The following is an 18502-nucleotide window of genomic DNA, read 5'->3' on the forward strand; positions in this document are numbered from 1 at the left end:
CGAATGTTCAACACGCCCTAGTAACTTTTGGATTATTCGCAGATTTTTTGCTTAAATCGTACATTGATTTACTTTCTTGCACGCTTTCTTTATAAGAGTGTCGCCACTGTACCTATGTATTTGTTATTATAAGAAGTTATGCCAAGTGTGATAGAGCTTAAGCGATGACTGCTATGCTCAGGCCTTTTGAGAGGTGATCTCAACCAAACACTTTGCTAGGTACCTTTATATGTCAGCACTTTATGCCAGCATGATTAGACTTAGTCATGCACTGGCGACCATTTAGTATTAACAACAAGGCAGATTTTACGTGATATCAGCACCGCTTATTGAGTATTTAAAAAAGGGAATATTTACCCTCCTTGGGTTAATACTGGCTGTTTATTTGTTTGTTATTTTAATGACTTACACAGGCAATGATCCTAGCTGGTCGCACATCAGTAGTGATATGACGACTATTAACAACATGGGTGGCCAGACGGGCGCTTGGTTGTCCGACTTGCTCTATAGCTTTTTTGGCTATGGTGCATGGTGGTTTTTAGCGTTTGTGGTTTATGAGTCTATCCTTATTTGGTGGGACAATAAGCCGACGTTTTGGCTCATGCGACTGGTCGCTTATGTGTTTTTGCTGTTGAGCGCCAGTGCATTATTTGCACAACTGGTTGCCTTAATTCAGCAAGTAGCCAATCCTGCATCAATGGGACTTGAAGGCGTGGCTGGTGGTATCATCGGTCTTGAGTTGCAGGAACGTTTGGCACAGTTGCTATCGCAGTGGGGCAGTGTGGTTTTCTTGGCGGTGTTCGTTGTGATTACCGCGACCTTTGCCTTTAACATCCATTGGCTCGCTATATATCAGAAGATTACAGCATTATCTTGGCTTGGCTCAGGGTTAAAAAATAAAGAAGATGCTGCCGAGTTGGATGAGCAAAGTGAGGTGTCGCAAGACCGTGACAGTATCAAAGAGGGAAATCCCAATCAAACAGCCGAGTATGAGCAGCTGCCACTTGAGTTGCAATCAGCTGACGATGCGAATAGTGCTCACGCAGTAGATAATAGTGGCAGATTCAGTAATGTATTATCAGATTTTTTATTGACCTCAGGATTGGCTGATAGTGTGAAAGCATCTATGGCGACAGCAAAAGCAGCAGCAACGTCTAGCGATGAAAAAAGTGACTCACCATACGCGGTCGCAGCGACCGATAATGCTACGGTTGGCAGTACAGTCAGTGATACCAACACATCAACGATACCAAACCCTATCGCAGCGCCTGTTTGCAAAGTCGAGCCAAGCTTTGCATGGAATGATGCAAATACGGTTGATAATTTGCTCGCGCGTGAACAGATGGCTTATAGCACTAACAGCATAGATAATTCTACTGTGCCTAACTATGCACAGAGTGAAGTCGTCACTGACGTGTCACTAGAAGAAGCAGTACAAACCTCTGTGGCAGCACCGATGGTAGAAACCGAAACTCAATCAGATTTATCTAATCAAGAGCTAGCTACTCAATCCTCAATGGATGAATCAACGAATGCTCAAGCTGTCAATCAGGCTATTACTGAGCCGGAAGACTCTCACCCAGATGATATAACGGAGAATGTCGATAAGTTGGCAGAAGCATGGTTGGCGGAGCATGGCAATATATCAGAACCTGTTGCAAAATCGTCAGTTGCTACTGCTGAGGAAACTAATGTCACTAATCAAACTCCGCAAGAAGAGCTATCAATGCCTACGTCAGACGCCACTAATAGCATTCTAAGTGACGACTCTTATGGGTTCTCTGCTGCACAGTCCGAACTATTACAACGTAATGAGTCATCGCCTGTACCTGAGGTCACAGTGGCTCAGCCATCAGTAGAAGTGGCCGCATCAGTATCAGAAATTTCGGATATGACACCGACCAACACGCCGCCTGCCAATCCAAAAGCGGCGCCAACTATTGAAGCGGTCAGTTCGGCCTCAAATACGCAGCCTGTAGCCCCAGCTAAACCTTCTGTCAGCTTTGCGGTACCAGAAGGTGATAGTAGCAACCATATCACTGACATGATGCCGGAGGAGGATAGTACTGACGATAGTGCACCCGTTATGCCGCATATCAGCGATGACGAAGCATTCAGCAAAAAATCACGCTCGATGCAGACGGCTGCCTATCGCAGTAGCCTAACCCCTATTCCAGAAGTGTCTATATTGGACAAGCCAGATCCTGACCGTAAGCCTAGCTATACCGTCGCTGAGCTTGAACAATTATCTGAGCTGCTTGAGATCAAACTACAAGAGTTTAATGTAAAAGCCAACGTCGTCAACGCTATCCCAGGGCCTGTGGTGACTCGTTTTGAAGTGGAGCTGGCTGCTGGCGTAAAGGCCAGCAAAGTTACTGGTATTTCACGTGACTTGGCGCGTTCACTATCGATGGCTTCTTTGCGTGTGGTTGAGGTCATCCCTGGTAAGCCGTATATTGGTATCGAAGTGCCCAATAAAAAACGTGAAATGGTGCGCTTAATCGAGCTACTTAGTACCGAGATGTTCAAAGACCCTAAAGCACAAATCAGCATGGCGATGGGTAAAGACATTGGCGGTAACCCCATTATTACTGATCTGGCGCGTGCCCCGCATATGCTGGTTGCTGGTACCACAGGCTCTGGTAAATCGGTATTGGTCAACTCAATGCTATTGTCGATGTTACTCAAGTACACGCCCAATCAATTGCGACTCATCTTGATTGATCCAAAGCAGCTGGAGCTTGCCAACTATAATGACATTCCGCATCTACTTACCCCAGTTGTCACTGACATGACCGAGGCCGCTAGCAGCTTGTCATGGTGTGTGGCCGAGATGGAGCGCCGCTATCAGTTGATGAGCTTGCTAAAGGTTCGTAAGCTCAATGAGTTTAATAAAAAAGTCATCGCGGCAGAGAAATCAGGCAATCCAATGCTCGATCCGTTATGGCGACCAAACGACAGCGTAAGTATCAGCCAAGCGCCAAAGCTCAAAACTCTGCCCATGATTGTCATCGTCGCAGATGAGTTTGCCGATATGATTATGCAGGTGGGCAAGCAAGCCGAAGAGCTTATCACGCGCTTGGCACAAAAATCACGTGCGGCTGGTATTCACTTAATGCTAGCTACTCAGCGCCCATCAGTCGATGTCATTACGGGTTTGATTAAAGCCAATATCCCAGTGCGTGCAGCACTACGAGTCAACTCAAAAGTCGATTCGCGTACGATTCTGGATAGTGGCGGTGCTGAGGACATGCTCGGTAACGGTGATATGTTGTTCTTGGGACCAGGTCAGATTGAACCAGATCGTGTGCATGGTGCTTATGTCAGTGATGAAGAGGTCAACCGTGTCTGTGACGCATGGCGTGAGCGCGGTGCGCCCGATTATATTGACAACATGGCAGGAAATTTTGAGCTATCTAGTCCGGGCGGTGGTAGCACGGCTAATGCCTCTGGTGAAGATGATGATCTATATAATGACGCCGTCGCCTTTATTATGGAAACGCGTAAGGTCTCAGCTTCTAGTATCCAGCGTAAGTTCAGTATCGGATATAACCGTGCAGCCCGTATTGTCGACTCAATGGAAGACGCTGGACTGGTCAGCTCGATGGGCAAAAGTGGTAAGCGCGAACTGTTAATGTAGTGCTTAGTATTGAATGAATAATGAAAAAACGAGTCATGACAATGGCTCGTTTTTTTTGTGAAAGAGATTCAAGATTAATTCACTCATAAGCGAATAAGCTACCAAAACTTTCAAATGACTAGTGAGTTTGTTTATCAACCATAAGTCGTGGTTTTTTATAATAAACTGACAGTTACTGATGAAATAGATATTTAAAAATTCTTACTACAATTACTCTCCAAGGAAGGTTGGTTATGTTTAAAGAATATACCCAGTACGATGCACTCGCCTTAGCGGCACTGGTTAACTCAGGTGAGCTCAGTGCAAAGGAGCTATTAGACGCCGCCGTTTATCAGGCCAATAAACTCAATCCCAAGCTAAATGCCATTATTCACCGTTTCGATGAGCGCGCTTACAACGCGGCGCAGGCAGGACTGCCTTCTGGCGTATTTACTGGCGTGCCGTATTTGCTCAAAGATCTCTCATTTAGCTTCGCAGGTGAGCCTATTACGATGGGCAGCCGCAGCGTCACTATCCTCTCAGAAAAAGACAGCGAAATCGTCAAACGCATGAAAGCGACAGGCGTCAATACCTTTGGCAAAACCAATACGCCAGAGTTTGGCTTGATTATCACCACTGAGCCAAAAGCCCATGGCGCCACTCACAACCCGTTTAAAAAAGGCTATAGCTCTGGTGGCTCGTCAGGTGGTAGTGCCGCGGCAGTGGCGAGCGGTATCGTACCGATGGCAGGCGGCGGTGATGGTGGCGGTTCGATACGGTTTCCATCTGCCTGGTGCGGTGCGTTTGGCTTAAAACCAAGCCGTGGCCGCAATCCACTTGGCCCTAATCTTGGTGAAGGTTGGGATGGGGCAGTGGCCGATCATGTGATTACGCGCTCGGTACGTGATAGTGCCGCGATGCTCGATGCCACCAGTGGTGCAGAGATTGGCGCGCCTTATGTCATTGCGCCGCCAGACGGCACGTTTTTGCAGGCGGCGATGCGTGCACCAAGGCCATTGAAAATCGCGTTACAGCAGCAGCCGCTGATTGCCAATACCGTAGTAGACAAAGAAGTACTTGCTGTACTAGAGCAAACCGCTAAGCAGCTAGAATCGATGGGGCATCAAGTAATACCCGCTGAGCCAAATATTAATATCGAGCAGTTTTGGCATGACTTTATCGTCGTGGTCTGCGCGCATACCGCTTTTACGATTGATAATATCGAGCGCGAGTTTGGCACTGCCCATATCAAAAACCTAGAGCCGCAAACCTACAATATGGCGCTACTCGGACGTTCGCTATCAGCAGTGGACTTGGTTCATGCCAAACACGGTTGGCATAACAGTCAGTATCAAACGGGACTGTTATTAGAAACCTACGATATGATTTTGTCCCCGACGGTACCGACGCCTGCGGTCAAACACGGCGTGCTACCACCCAGCCGCATGGATGAGATGATGATGCGTAGCGCTGGGGTAATTAATAAAGGGTTTGACATGGGTAGATATGCCTTTAAGTCAGGCATGATCGAAAAGCTAAGCGCCCCTGTGCTAGGAAAAATGGGCTTTACGTTATTGGGCAATGTCACAGGATTGCCAGCAATGTCAGTGCCGGTCGGTATGAGTAAAAAAGGCTTACCAATTGGCATGCAGCTGATTGGGCGTATGAATGATGAGGCGACGCTATTTAGTCTGGCAGGTGAGATGGAGCGTGCGGGTTTATTTACCAAACCTGCCTTTGAGAAGTAGGTTTGGTTTGTGTGCTTTAATTAGATAAGTAGGAAATAGTAAATAGAAGCTAATCAAAGCGGTAAATATCCATACCCAAACTATGATGGGCCATACTCTGGTGAACAACCGAGACGCGCTGACCGGCACCTAACGCAAAAAACAATGGCAGCAAATGCTCGTCACTTGGATGAATGTCTTTGTACTCTGGATATTGTTGCCAGTCGAGGGCAGTGGGTATGTCTATCTTAAGCTGCTGGAGCAACCACTGTTTAAAGGATTTGGCAGCTTGGTCAATGCTATCGGCATCCCAGCGTAGCGCTTGCAAGTTGTGGGTGATATTGCCTGAGCCAATAACAAGAATTTTCTCATCACGTAGATGCGCGAGCTGCGCGCCCAATTGATAGCAAGCAATGCTATCGTAATGCTGCGGCAGTGACACTTGAACGATAGGCACATCTGCCTCTGGGTACAGGTGTCTGAGCGGTGCCCAAACGCCATGATCACAGACACGTACAGGATTGACGCTACATGTGATACCGCGTGCGGTGAGCTGCTGAGCAAGTGTCTCAGCCAGCGCTGGTTGACCTGATGCAGGATACTGAAGATCGTAAAGCTCAGGCGCAAAACCCGAAAAATCATGCCACGTTTTTGGCTGCGGGTTACTGCTAATCTCAAGCTTTGCTGATTGCCAATGCGCCGACATAATGACGATAGCACGTGGCTTAGGTAAGTTTTGCCCGATACGTGCCAATGCACTGGTCGTGGCAGATTGCTCAATCGCAAGCGTGGGTGCCCCGTGCGAGATAAACAACGCAGGTAGTTTGGATGCATTAGGCATTATAGCAGACGCACTTTCCCATGCCGCAGCAGAGGTAATAGGTGTCTGTACAGTGTCGTGATGATGGTCACGCTGATGCGTAGTCTGAGAGGCTTTGGATGTCGCGCGTTTTGGATATGTCATGTTCCATTTATTAGGGCGTACGCCAGTTTTTCAATCTATTTTGGGATTGACGTTTTAAATCAAAAAAAGCTTGGGGTTTGGTTAATTACCGCGATGATAAGGGTGGTTATTGTTGATACTCATCGCGCGGTATAGCTGCTCCATTAGTACCACGCGTACCAGCGGATGCGGCAATGTCAGTGCTGATAATGATAACTTTGCGTCGGCTTTTGCTAACACTGCTGGTGATACGCCATCTGCACCGCCGATGACCAACGCAATATCATCACCTTGCTGCATGCCATCAGCGAGTTTATCAGCCAATCCTTCCGTTGAAATCATCTTACCTTTGACGTCTAGTACCCATAATTGCTCACGGCTCGCGGCATTATGAGCGGCCAATATCGCTTGACCTTCTTGCTCACGGTACTGTGCTAGATTGGCATCTGATGGGTTTTTTGCCCGTTTTGCAGCGGCAATCTCTACAATCTCTGTGCTCAGCATGGGCTGAATACGCTTAAAATACTCATCAAAACCTGTTTGCACCCAGCTAGGCATCTTATTGCCAACGGTCAAAATTCTTACCTTCATAGTACGTACCATTTTTTAAATTGAAAAATTTTTACATTCGAGCACTGAATCTGAGTATTGATGGCTATCAGTGCTCAAGTATCTAATCACTACATCAAAGGGGTAATGGTCTCTGACACGCTATGATCTACATCCTGCTCATCATCACTCGTATCGGCTTGGCGTTGTTTTGGAATCACGCTGAGTTTGGCATCAGACTCGAAGACAATGGCTTCGATATCATCAAAATTATTGACCCCTTCAGCGCGCATCGCACATTCGATTTCTTGACGAGTCAGGCGCTCGGCACGCATCGCTTCTGGCAAAAACTGCCCTTGATAAAAGACAATACGTGGATCAGACAGAATAACACTTCTAAATTGCGGTGAGATAGAGGCGTATTTGGTTATCAAAAACTGTAAGAGATACAGTACGAGTATCGACGAAGCCCCTTCGATGAAAGGGATGCTTTTGAGCAAAATGGTACTGGCACCCAATGAGCCAATCATGACGGTCACGATCCAGTCAAAGTTATTGAGCTGTGACGTCGATCGTTTACCAGAGGCTTTGGTCACCAACACGATCAACACGTAGACCATAAAGGTCGTTAAAACAATGCGACCGAGCTTATCTATGTTGTCAAAAAAAACCATTTCCATGATGTCTGCTCCTATTATAAAGTAAAACAAATAATCGCTAAAATTTGACTGCTCAAAGTTAGCCTAACGGATTTTACCTATGATTAGGAGAAAACTTTGTATTACCTTGTAGGTGGTCGGTTATGCTCGTTGTAGATGGTCTGGTGTGCTCATACTGTTTTGGGAGCAGGGTTCAAGAAATGGTTGATGGCCCATAGGCTGATACGCGTACTGACCAAGGTGAATACCAGCATCAGCACCAATGAAGAAAGCAAGGGCAAAGGCCGCGCCATAGCCATCTCGAGTAATACCTCACGGCTAACCCCATCAAATAACAAAAACCATATGGCTAAAAAATAAAGGACCGTCAATAACCAAACCACCGCAACACCGCCAAACATGAGCCGGTTGATTTCATTTTTAGCCAAAGCGCGCTGCTGATGCTTGATGAATTTGCTGACAGCAATATAGGCACCGACGATGATAGAGACGACCATGACCAGTTGCGAATTAAGCGCAATCTTGGTCTGAATCATCATAAATATGGCGCTGGCAAGGATGTAACCAATGGCGAAAAACCCAATATATTGCGCCAGTTTAGGCTGACTTGACGCAAGCGTGCGAGGCTTACTGAGATTGGTTGTCTGGCGTGACATAAGCTTGCCTTTATAAAGGTAAAAATAAAAGTTTTAAAAATGTATTCATAAACATAGCAGTCATAATTGCTGTGCAAATAATCATACCACGGGCGTCAAAATATCTGCTGCTGCTTTACTACTGCTCACTAAGCATCGCTTTAGCAAAACCATTAGCGCTGAGCGGTCCAGTCAAGTACTGCATCTAATACAGGTCTTGCCGTATAAGGATTGAGCGCTTGCTCGGTATTGATGAGTCCGACAACCACATAGTCTTGACCTGATAATCCTTTGACATAACCTGCCATCGATGTGACATTATTTAGTGTGCCTGTTTTTATCCACGCTCGGCCAATCGCTGCTGAGTCAGGTAGTCGCTCACTATGAGCGGCAATGGTGCCACTGACTCCAGCGATACCTAACGAGTCTACATACGCATCAAAGCTTGGGTGATTATAAGCGTAAGTCAACAGCTCGCTTAGATTGGCAGCGGTGATGGTGCAGTCGCGGCAGAGTCCCGAGCCATTGGTCAAATAAGGTGGCGGTGTGCTTAGGTTGGTTTGCCACCATTGGCTGATGTGTGTTAGCGCTGCAAGATAGTCAGTATGCATCGGCTGATACTGGTACAAGCTGGCGGCCTTTTGCGTGCTGTTTTTAGCAGGCATATTGGCGCGCTCAGTTGTGTCATAAGCGCCGATGGATAAGGCAACTTGCTCTGTCATGACATTGTTTGAAAAATGATTGATGTCATAAATTTGCTGCGTTAAGTCCAATGAAGGATAGCTGACCATAGGCAAAGGCGACATGGTAATAGCCGTGAGACCATGTACTAATTTTGAAGTATTTTTGGCATCGTAAGGGGTTTCTTGTGAGATCACTTGTCCGCTCAGTGTATTGCCTAGTGCTTGCCATTTTGCAGCAATGACGTGTGCGGCAAACGTTTTGGCATCAGGATACGCCACATAAAACACATGCTCACCGCAGCTTTTTGGCAGGCTAGCATTGAGTGCTAGCCGCTCCGCTTGCCACTGCGGCGATAGGCTGTAGCTTACCTGTCCGCAAGCCGCGTCGCGTGTGCGGATCTTATTAGGGAGTTGATAGTTAGCCAGTCGCGGCTTATAAGTCAAGCTTGCGTGGTCGTTGTCCAAAGGGTGAGTCTTGATACCGACGGTGCTAAAGTTCACCAAAAACCCATCTGGACTGGCGTTGTAAGGACGCAGTGGCGCATTGTCAAAGGCGGCAGGATCTTTGCTCACCGACTCAAAAATGCTGCTATCAACGATGATATCGCCATTGATATGGCGAATACCCGCCGCTTGCACTTGATAAAGGAGCTGCTTTAATCGCTCATGAGTCATCTTAGGGTCGCCGCTGCCTTGAATGATCAAGTCGCCCATCAAGGTATCACCGACTTGTATACCCGTATGATAAACCCGCGTGTGCCATACAAAACCTGCCCCCAATGTATCAAGCGCGATAAAAGTGGGTACCAACTTCATGGTACTGGCAGGCGTGCGCGGTACATCAGGCTGATGATTCAATAGTGGTGAAAAGGAGATTTTTACCGAGGCATTATCCGTGCTCACTGCGCTATTGTCATCATTAGTAAGGGAGGGGTTCTCATCAGGTACAACCGTCGGTATGCTCTCTACACTCTGATACGTATAAGGATCATTAGTATACGTATGTATTTTTCGCTCATGCTGTTCAATCGTACGCTGTTCAATAGTGATTAGCGCGCTTTGTGAGTCAGTATGAGTGGTGATGTTGGTCGCTAGGTTATCTGTCTTTGTCACATTTTGGCTGCTATTGTTTTCATTAGCAGTCACAGCGTTATAGTCAGAGGGTCGCGTCGATTGGCGATCTGTATCACGGCTATCAATCACTTGCACAGACGCGGGCAGTCGACTGGCATTTTTGTTACCCACAGGCGTTACGATAAGACTGATATCAGACGCTGTCAGATTGGCACGTGACAATGATGCTTCAATGGGGGCTGGTAGAGCCGCCTGTGCATAAGCAGGCGCTATGATCATCGTGGCGAATAGCGTGAGGGTAGCCAGACGTTTATTAGATAAGTGAAAGGGTAATACACGGCTACAGATTGCGGCAGTTTTGGCAGTAATGGGCGACTGATGGTCGCGCTTTGAACGGTATCGCATGAGCATCTTTCATCAGGTGGCAAAAACTGCTTATGGTAACATGAGTTGCTGTTTTCGCATATGCTCTCAGAAGCTCAATTTTATCGTCAATAATAAAGGCTAGCGTACATGCAAAAATGCCATCGCCGTCATTATTGCATCGTTATAAGCGTCATGCGCGCCAAGCTCAGGAATACCATAATGCGCCAGAATATTAGTCAAATGCTGCGTTTGATTGGGAATACCTTGCGTACGGTCGCCCATACGTCGACTGTATAATTGACGCACATCGATGACTTTGTTGGGCAGGGTCGTTCCCATATAGCGTTTGACCAAAGGGTTTAAAAATACCATGTCGAGCTGTGTGCAGAACCCGACGATGGGTCGGTTATCAATAAAAGGTAACAAGAGAGCCAGCATCTCGTCATAACTCATGCCATGCTCGACATCAGCAGTACGCAGACCATGAATGACAATTGTATCCCGATCTGGCATTACAGGCGGTCTGCAAACTAAGTGCATGCCATTACCCGTATCGATCGTATTGCCATTGATATGTATCGCTGCCACGGATAATAAATGGTGCTTTTTGGGGTTCAGGCCAGTCATTTCACAGTCAATCGCTACCCACTGCTCAGCCGACGGTGTGGTGAACATTGATGCCAGCTCCGGACGCTGTAGCTGCGTCTTTTGCCAAGCGCAAGATAACTGCTGTAACCAGCTCATGTTGATCATCCATTTATTTATTCTATTGCTATATTTATGCTATTTCTAACTGATAGTGTTGACGCAGCTGATTTTTAAAACTTTTTACCACGGCCAGACATTCTTTGAGCAGGTCGCGTTCTAGTGCGGTTAGTGTCGTTGGATCGACTTGCCTTGCCTGTTTGTCATCGGTTGACAGTGCGACTGATAAACGCTGCGCCATAAAAAACTCTAGCGCCTCCAATAATGTATCGGCGCGCTCTTGGGTCAGGGCATGAGACTGCACCAATGCCTTTAGGCGATCTTTACTGCTAGGCACATCGAGCACATCATTTTCTAATGCCAACGTACGAATACCATGAACCAATGGGAAGATGCCTGCTTTTTTTAGATCGATATCTGCTGATATAGATTTACCCCCTATCAAAGGCACAAACTTTTGCCACCACTGATTGACATCGCCAAACTGCAATGCTGCACGGGCAAATTGCCGGACAAACATTGGATCGGCTTGTCTGTGAGCCATTCTTAAATGCTGACGTACCTGTGTAAGTAGGGTTTCATCACCGCAGACGTATTCACCATCCATTATGGCGGACAAGTAGATGCCATGCATGGGGTCAGTGTTTTTAAACCATGAGCCAATCTGCGCGGTAAACTGCTTGAGCGGTTGTCGCCACATAGGATTGGTCATCATAATATTGCCATCACACAGCGGATAGCCAAGCATCGCCAAACGAGTATTAAAGGTATCGGCAAACTGTGCCAAATCCGGATGCGTATAGCCATCACGAATGATTAGTGCGTTATCTTGATCGGTACGCATGATTTGCTCGCCGCGACCTTCTGAGCCCATGACGATGAGACAAGTATTGCTTATCACTTCATCAGGTATGATCAGCTGCCAGAGCTTGGTAAATACTTGCGCATTCAACGTCTGTACCATGCGGCTGATATTACCGATTTTGACACCGTTTTGATGCTGCGCACGAATATAGCGACCGATAAGCTCGACTGCGGTATCTAGGCTTGATAGATCGGTTGCTTGCTCGATTTGAATACTAATGAGCTGTGAGTGATGACCAATGTGGGCGAGCATATCGTTTTGTCCAAGCACGCCGACGACATCACCACTGCTATCAATGACTGGCAGCCTGTGAATGCGATAGCGAGTCATAGTGAGCAACGCATCGCCAATCTCGTCAGTGGCCTTGATCGTACGCAGGTTAAAATTGGTATAGCGCTGGCAAAGCGTAATAGCGGGATCTTGTCTGTCACTCACAGCGCGACAAATATCCGTATCGGTGAGAATGCCTAACAGCAGTTTTGGCTGCTCAGTGTCTCGTATATTTTCTACATAGTTCAGCGGTCGTACCAGTACGTGTTTTAGCCCAGCCTCGGTCATGATACGCGCAGCTTCGTACAAGCTGTTATTGGCATCGACAATATGTACTGGCAATAAATGGACGTCGATGACAGGTTGCAGCATGATTTGCTGCACTTCTTGTTGATGGGTATAGCCAGCAGGGTTTAGGGCTTTGTTGCTACGGCGCTGTCGCAATGCCTTTAGTCTTTCGGGTAGCTTGTCTGATAGCATTTGGCGTACCAGATGATTTTGCGCGCTGATTTTATCGACAGTGGCACCATCGACTTGTAGCAGCAATGTCTCCTCACTGGCCCGAAACTGGTACGGCTGTATAGGCGTGTTTTTACTTTCTGGCACACCATTTTTTATGAGTGACTCAGGTAAGCGGCGACTATCAAACCAGTCATTATTGTTTGGCTCATCAGAATGGTTGCTGCCCAAATAAGAGGCGACAAATTCACCACCCAGTGATTGCTCAATTTGTCCTTTGATGACCACATATAGATACTGCAAGTCTGCTGCGGGTAGGATCTCATCTCTAGCAAGATAGCGGATCTTCGTGTTTTTTCTGATGCTTTGACGTTCAGCTAGACTCAGTACGTCAAAGGGCGGCTGGGTAAAGTCAAGATGGGGCATGGCATCATCCTTGATGGTATATTTTGCAGTAGAGACTTTACTATAGCACTATTCATGCAAAAAGCCTCTAATAACCCTATTTATATTGTGGTTATTAGAGGCTGCTTTATTAGCTCAAGATAAAAGCTTTTTGAGTGGCTGTTTATGCCGCCAGCAACTTTCGAATACGACTGATTGCTTCGCGGCTCTCCTCGACACTCGCGACCAAAGCAACACGGACATAGCCTTTTCCAGGATTATTCCCATCAACCTCGCGTGACAAGTAGCGTCCTGCCAATGCGTGGATATTGGCCTGCTCGTATAATGCTTTGACAAATACTTCATCATCGCCATCGAACGGTTCAGGTACTTTTATCCAAAAATAAAATCCAGCTTCTGGCATGCGCAAATCTAGCAACTCGCCAAGCTCTGACATCCATAGCGCGAACTTTTCTTGATAAAGGGCGCGATTGTGTGCGACATGCTTTTCATCTTGCCACGCAGCGATAGAGGCAAGCTGATGCGGTATCGGCATCGCACAGCCTTGGTAAGTACGATATTGCAAATAAGACTGCAAAATCTTGGCATCGCCCGCCACAAACCCAGAGCGTAAACCAGGTAGGTTCGAGCGTTTGGATAACGAATGGAATACGATACAGTTTTTGAAATTACGGCGACCCAGATTCGCGCAAGCTTGCAGTAAGCCAATCGGAGCAGTATCAAAATACAGCTCGCTATAGCACTCGTCGCTGGCAATAACAAAACCGTATTGGTCTGATAAACGAATGAGATATTCCCAATCCTCCATAGTCATAACCGAACCCGTTGGGTTATTCGGACTACAGACAAATACAAGCTGCGTGCGTGCCCAAACGTCTTTTGGCACCGCGCGATAATCCCCCTTAAAGTCATTGTCTAACGTACAGGGAACAAAATGGGGCGTCGCTTGTGCCAATATTGCTGCACCTTCATATATCTGATAGAACGGATTGGGCATAACAACCAAAGACGACGCATTAGAGGCTGAAGAGGACGTGCTTTCGTTATCAGCGGTATCATGATTTATGACGGCTTGTACAAAGCTAAAAATGGCCTCGCGAGTACCCATTACTGGCAAAACTTGGGTGTTGGCATCGACATGGCTAAGAAAAAAACGCTTCTCTAACCAGTGCGCAATCGTCTGACGTAACTCAAACATACCATTGGTGGTCGGATAACGACTTATTTTGTCCAAGTTTTCGCGTAGTACGTCCAGTACAAATGCTGGTGGCTCATGTTTTGGCTCACCAATACCCAGCTTGATTTCGCTGTAACCGTCGGCAGGTATACTGTCAGCGAGTAAGGTTGCCATCTTGGCAAAGGGATAAGGATGTAGATGCTTTAAGTTGTGATTCATAAGTGTGATAACTATAATAGACAATTAATAATAAAGTTATAAAGAAAATTTACATTAGAGCAGTGTAATACCTCTTTTGCCTTTTTCTTCTCATAACGTGAATGCGAATTTATTGTGCTTGAACGGCTGACCTTATCATAGCCCATTCAGTCGTACTTACAAAGCGCATTGAACGCTTCGCGTCTGATAACTTATAACAATATAAAAGATGACTGTCAGTGCCAGAGACAGATCATTTTAAGGACAGTTTGATATGCCTAGTGTACTAAATCATAATAACTTCATCGCTAAAAATATCAATAATGACACTCCTGATGCAGGTGCGCATCCTATTAACGTATATGCGCTGCTAAAAGAACGTGAAGCGTGCTGGTGGCAGGCGAGGCAGCAATTGATTGAGCATCAAGAGAAGAAAATCTTTTGGTATGGCGAAAATAGCTTAATCATGTGGTTACTATGGCAGTTGGTTGGTTACGTGGTTGTCGCCATGGCGCTGATGCTGCTAAATAATATGTTGAATCTATCGTTATCTTTGTGGCAATACATTGCTTTATTTATCTTACAGACTATATTTTTTGTTGGTATTCTTGCAGCGAAAGGCCGTCTGGCGAATAAGTTGCAGGATGAGATAGACAATGATGAACTGATGCGTGAAGAGACGTTCAATGAAATGATTATTTTGGCAGAGGATAGTCTGTATCCTGACGTGCATGCCAAGTCGCCCATTTCCTTGAGGCAGCTGGGTGACTATCTTAATGGCGAGTTTCATTTATCAAGCTTGCATTGCTTATTACAAAAAGAAATCAAGGCTGGACGATTAATCATGGAGCAGCAGCTACTTGAAGTAGGTGTTTTACCACCAGAGCTTGCTGATGTAGAGCTGATAGAACATGCTGACAATATAATATACAAGAGCACGCTGTAAAGCGCGCTCTTGTCATCAAAGATGTTGTCATTCAATTAATAGCTATAAACCACGTTGTTTTCTCTTTTGGTCGCTAGGCTGGCGAGCAGTGCTGATTTTAACGCATCAAGTCGTTCAGCAGATAAGGGCTTATCATTTTGGTCACTGATATAAAACATATCTTCTGCGCGCTCGCCTAAGGTCGTAATACGAGCCGCATGAACCTCAATTTGCTCCTGCAAAAATATCTGTCCAACCCGAGCCAAGAGTCCTGGCTGATCCAATGTCTCTAAGCTCATGATATGCTGGTCAGATGCCTCATTAAACTCAAAGTTAATCACCGTAGCCACTTCAAAATGCCTGAGCTGACGTGGCATACGTTTGTTGGTGAGCTTTAGTACTGTTGGATCTTTAAAGGCATCAATCAGGCGCTGTTTAAGTTCTTGTTGACTGTCTTCATCGACCAACAGCGTACCACTAGGATCTAGCAGCACATAAGAATCCAAGGCAAAGTCGCGGGTAGCAGTAATAATACGGGCATCTAATACATCAAGATTCATCTGATCGAACACCGCCATCGTAACGGCAAACAGATTCATCTGATCTTGGGTATAGACAAATACCTGTACGGCATCCAGTGCCAGCTCGCGATGCTCACGCAAAACCACCAGTGGCGGACTATCCGCATTAGAAGCAAGCCCAATCGGTGGATGGTTTAAGATGGCTTCGGTGTGCCACAAGATATCTTCTGGAATCTCTCGCAAAAAGTACTCATCGCCCAAATCGTCCCACAGACGTAACACTTCCTCGCGATTCATGTGCTGGTTATTGACATTGTCTAGCATCGCGAGCGCCTGCGCACGAGTGGCGCTGATCATATCCTGGCGATTGGTCGGCGCATCAATATCGGCGCGCAAAATGCGCCGTGTCTGCGAGTAGAGTTGTTTCATCAGCGTTGCCCGCCAGCTGTTCCAAAGCTGCGGGTTGGTTGCATTCATATCAGCAACGGTGAGTACGTACAAGTGATTCAAATGCGTCACATTACCGATAAGGTCTGCAAAGACAGTCACCACCTCAGGGTCTGAGATGTCTTTTTTCTGTGCGGTAATCGACATTAATAGATGGTAGCGAGTCAGCCAGCCAACCAAATTGGCGTCGGCTAAGCTCATGCCATGTGACAGACAAAACTCAATGGACTCTGTCTGACCAAGCTCACTATGGTCGCCGCCACGACCTTTGGCGATATCATGGAACATCGCGGCCAGTACCAAAATCTCTTTGCGCTCGATGCGCTGAAAAATAGTGCTGACCAGTGGAAACTCTTCAGAAAACATAGGATCGGTAAAGCGGTGCAAAATTCGAATCAAAAATAACGTATGCGCGTCCACCGTATAGCGATGGAACAAATCATATTGCATCAGACCCGTGACTTGCGCAAAAGCAGGAATATAGTTGCCCAATACCCCATAGCGATTCATGGTGCGCAAACGATGGAACAGATAGTTTTGCTCTTTTAGATTAGATAAAAATAAAGCTTTGTGAACAGGGTTGTCTCTATAGGTCTGGTCAATGCCGCGTGCCGCAATTTTGAGTGCACGCAAGGTATGGGTGCGAACCTTGTCGATACCGTGCTGACCCATTAATAAGAACATCTCTAAAATAGATTCAGGATGCTGAGCAAAAACCCGATGGTGCGCTATAGCAATATGATCACCAACACGGTTGAATCTTGCATTGATCGGCTGCTTTTTGGGGCGCTCATCATCAGGCAGGCTGGGCTCTATGATGGTCTCATAATAGTGGTTGGTCAGCATCTCAGACAGCGTTGATATTTGCATGGCACAGCGATAGTAATCACGCATAAAGCGTTCAACGGCCGCATTGGGCTGGTCATCTGGCTGGGTCTCGTAACCCATTAATTGAGCAATCTCACGCTGATAATCAAACAACAGCTTGTTTTCGTTACGTCCGGTCAGCACATGCAGATAATGCCGTATCTGCCATAGATAGCCTTCTGCAAAGCTTAACTCATCAAACTCTTTTTCGGTCAAAAAGTTTTGTTGTACCAAGTCATAGAGCTTGCCCACACGAAAATAGCGTTTGGTCACCCAGCCGATGATATGAATGTCACGCAAACCACCTGGGGCCGTTTTGATATTGGGTTCAAGATTATACTCAGTTGCATTATGTTGTAGATAACGGGCCTTGGACTCTTCCATTTTTACATCAAAAAAGGCACGAGGAGACCACTGCTTGTTAACGATTTGGATGGGCATATCTCGCAGTGCTTCATTGCCGATTAACAATCGAGCTTCGAGCTGGGCACTGGCTATCGTATGGTCAAGTGCAGCTTCTAACGCATCGTTGACGCTACGTACAGACAGCGCAGGCTCCAACCCGATATCCCACAGCAATGCGACCAATTTATCAATCTTACTACTGGCATCAGCGCCAATTTCGTCAGGAGATAACAGCAGGATATCAATATCTGAATAAAGCGACAGCTCACCGCGTCCATAGCCACCCGTTGCAAACAATGCCAAATCCGTCTTATCTAGCTCAAACCATTTGAATAGCGCAATGAGTAAGCTATCAATCGCGCAGGCACGTGCTTCGACCAATTGACGGATATTGGCACCACGCTCAAGGGCACGGCTGATATCCTCATTGATTTGTGCCAGCCATTCAGGAATGCCAAGCAGCGCTTTATCTGTCGTATTTTGCTCTGACAACAGCGAGTTATCTGTCGCCGTATCATTTGATAGTAGCGGTAGGGGCGTTAGATCAATAGAAGCGACATCACAAGTAAACATGAGTGTTATCCAGTTAAGAGTTTAAAAATAAAACGTTTGGGCTAAAAAGCGGCGCACCAACAGCATACTGAATGCTGATAAAAGTCTCAAATAGCATGCATGAATAAAGGCACCACAATAAGGGATTACATCATCGAGTATAAAGACAAAAAGCCAGTAAGCACAATACTCAATCTGTCCTAACTCGATACACGCTAACCATCGGCCAAAAAAAAGACCGCCTAGGCGATCTTTTATGGTCTTACTGTGTCAAAAAACTCAAATCTTCTTCAGGGCGCGTGGTAAATACTTCACAGCCATTGTCGGTTACGACCATCGTATGCTCCCACTGAGCGGACAGTTTGCGGTCTTTGGTAATCGCTGTCCACTCATCTGGCAAAATCTTAGTCTGCCACGTGCCTTGGTTAATCATCGGCTCAATGGTAAAGGT

At 46.4% G+C, this 18502-nt stretch carries 12 protein-coding genes and 1 pseudogene; 3 read left to right on the top strand and 10 right to left on the bottom strand.

Features of this window, described 5'->3' with window-relative positions; translation table 11 throughout:
• The first annotated feature begins 310 nt into the window (after positions 1 to 310).
• Together B3V51_RS09865 and B3V51_RS09870 are read left to right on the top strand one after the other, a co-directional pair.
• Positions 311 to 3640: a DNA translocase FtsK gene (locus tag B3V51_RS09865; protein ID WP_286708337.1), complete on the top strand. Its 3330-nt coding sequence runs from the start codon at positions 311 to 313 to the stop codon at positions 3638 to 3640.
• A 233-nt stretch (positions 3641 to 3873) separates the two neighbouring features.
• Positions 3874 to 5367 (top strand): amidase, encoded by a 1494-nt coding sequence (locus B3V51_RS09870; RefSeq protein WP_252962620.1) that lies wholly within the window; start codon positions 3874 to 3876, stop codon positions 5365 to 5367.
• A gap of 49 nt (positions 5368 to 5416) precedes the next feature.
• On the opposite strand, the gene B3V51_RS09875 is transcribed toward B3V51_RS09870, so the two are convergent.
• The 8 genes from B3V51_RS09875 to dapC all read right to left on the bottom strand — a co-directional run bounded on the left by B3V51_RS09875 (position 5417) and on the right by dapC (position 14355).
• Positions 5417 to 6310 (bottom strand): DODA-type extradiol aromatic ring-opening family dioxygenase, encoded by an 894-nt coding sequence (locus B3V51_RS09875; protein ID WP_083328871.1) that lies wholly within the window; start codon positions 6308 to 6310, stop codon positions 5417 to 5419.
• Between the two features lie 81 nt (positions 6311 to 6391).
• Complete coding sequence (gene rlmH / locus B3V51_RS09880; protein ID WP_075106889.1) at positions 6392 to 6880, bottom strand: 23S rRNA (pseudouridine(1915)-N(3))-methyltransferase RlmH; 489 nt, start codon at positions 6878 to 6880, stop codon at positions 6392 to 6394.
• Between the two features lie 89 nt (positions 6881 to 6969).
• Positions 6970 to 7518, bottom strand: a complete 549-nt coding sequence (locus B3V51_RS09885) for a DUF421 domain-containing protein (protein WP_240365932.1) — start codon at positions 7516 to 7518, stop codon at positions 6970 to 6972.
• 149 nt (positions 7519 to 7667) lie between these two features.
• Entirely contained in the window at positions 7668 to 8153 is a 486-nt protein-coding gene (locus tag B3V51_RS09890; protein ID WP_240365933.1) for an ABZJ_00895 family protein, read from the bottom strand.
• 152 nt (positions 8154 to 8305) lie between these two features.
• Positions 8306 to 10294: a D-alanyl-D-alanine carboxypeptidase/D-alanyl-D-alanine endopeptidase gene (dacB, locus tag B3V51_RS09895; RefSeq protein WP_252962619.1), complete on the bottom strand. Its 1989-nt coding sequence runs from the start codon at positions 10292 to 10294 to the stop codon at positions 8306 to 8308.
• A gap of 99 nt (positions 10295 to 10393) precedes the next feature.
• Entirely contained in the window at positions 10394 to 10999 is a 606-nt protein-coding gene (locus B3V51_RS09900; RefSeq protein WP_178379268.1) for a 3'-5' exonuclease, read from the bottom strand.
• Between the two features lie 34 nt (positions 11000 to 11033).
• Positions 11034 to 12980 carry a DUF294 nucleotidyltransferase-like domain-containing protein gene (locus B3V51_RS09905; RefSeq protein ID WP_071002250.1) on the bottom strand — a complete coding sequence of 649 codons (1947 nt, stop codon included), beginning with the start codon at positions 12978 to 12980 and terminating at the stop codon, positions 11034 to 11036.
• A gap of 142 nt (positions 12981 to 13122) precedes the next feature.
• Positions 13123 to 14355, bottom strand: coding sequence for a succinyldiaminopimelate transaminase (gene dapC, locus B3V51_RS09910; RefSeq protein ID WP_071002249.1), 1233 nt, complete (start codon positions 14353 to 14355; stop codon positions 13123 to 13125).
• A gap of 253 nt (positions 14356 to 14608) precedes the next feature.
• Between dapC and B3V51_RS09915 the strand changes: the two genes are divergently transcribed.
• Positions 14609 to 15280, top strand: a complete 672-nt coding sequence (locus tag B3V51_RS09915; RefSeq protein ID WP_071002248.1) for a hypothetical protein — start codon at positions 14609 to 14611, stop codon at positions 15278 to 15280.
• Between the two features lie 35 nt (positions 15281 to 15315).
• Here B3V51_RS09915 and glnD read toward each other — a convergent pair whose 3' ends face one another.
• Positions 15316 to 18072, bottom strand: coding sequence for a [protein-PII] uridylyltransferase (gene glnD, locus B3V51_RS09920; protein WP_286708338.1), 2757 nt, complete (start codon positions 18070 to 18072; stop codon positions 15316 to 15318).
• Between the two features lie 241 nt (positions 18073 to 18313).
• Positions 18314 to 18502 (bottom strand): annotated as a pseudogene (locus B3V51_RS09925) (type I methionyl aminopeptidase); the annotation flags it as partial.

It is taken from the genome of Psychrobacter sp. UBA2514 (genome assembly GCF_002341255.1).
GTDB lineage: Bacteria > Pseudomonadota > Gammaproteobacteria > Pseudomonadales > Moraxellaceae > Psychrobacter > Psychrobacter pacificensis.

Excerpts from the sequence above, each read along its gene's own strand:
- B3V51_RS09900 (WP_178379268.1), bottom strand. The coding sequence starts at position 10,999 with ATGAGCTGGTTACAGCAGTTATCTTGCGCTTGGCAAAAGACGCAGCTA.
- B3V51_RS09870 (WP_252962620.1), top strand. The coding sequence starts at position 3,874 with ATGTTTAAAGAATATACCCAGTACGATGCACTCGCCTTAGCGGCACTG.
- B3V51_RS09915 (WP_071002248.1), top strand. The coding sequence starts at position 14,609 with ATGCCTAGTGTACTAAATCATAATAACTTCATCGCTAAAAATATCAAT.
- B3V51_RS09885 (WP_240365932.1), bottom strand. The coding sequence starts at position 7,518 with ATGGAAATGGTTTTTTTTGACAACATAGATAAGCTCGGTCGCATTGTT.
- rlmH (WP_075106889.1), bottom strand. The coding sequence starts at position 6,880 with ATGAAGGTAAGAATTTTGACCGTTGGCAATAAGATGCCTAGCTGGGTG.
- dacB (WP_252962619.1), bottom strand. The coding sequence starts at position 10,294 with ATGCGATACCGTTCAAAGCGCGACCATCAGTCGCCCATTACTGCCAAA.
- B3V51_RS09905 (WP_071002250.1), bottom strand. The coding sequence starts at position 12,980 with ATGCCCCATCTTGACTTTACCCAGCCGCCCTTTGACGTACTGAGTCTA.
- B3V51_RS09875 (WP_083328871.1), bottom strand. The coding sequence starts at position 6,310 with ATGACATATCCAAAACGCGCGACATCCAAAGCCTCTCAGACTACGCAT.
- glnD (WP_286708338.1), bottom strand. The coding sequence starts at position 18,072 with ATGTTTACTTGTGATGTCGCTTCTATTGATCTAACGCCCCTACCGCTA.
- B3V51_RS09890 (WP_240365933.1), bottom strand. The coding sequence starts at position 8,153 with ATGTCACGCCAGACAACCAATCTCAGTAAGCCTCGCACGCTTGCGTCA.
- dapC (WP_071002249.1), bottom strand. The coding sequence starts at position 14,355 with ATGAATCACAACTTAAAGCATCTACATCCTTATCCCTTTGCCAAGATG.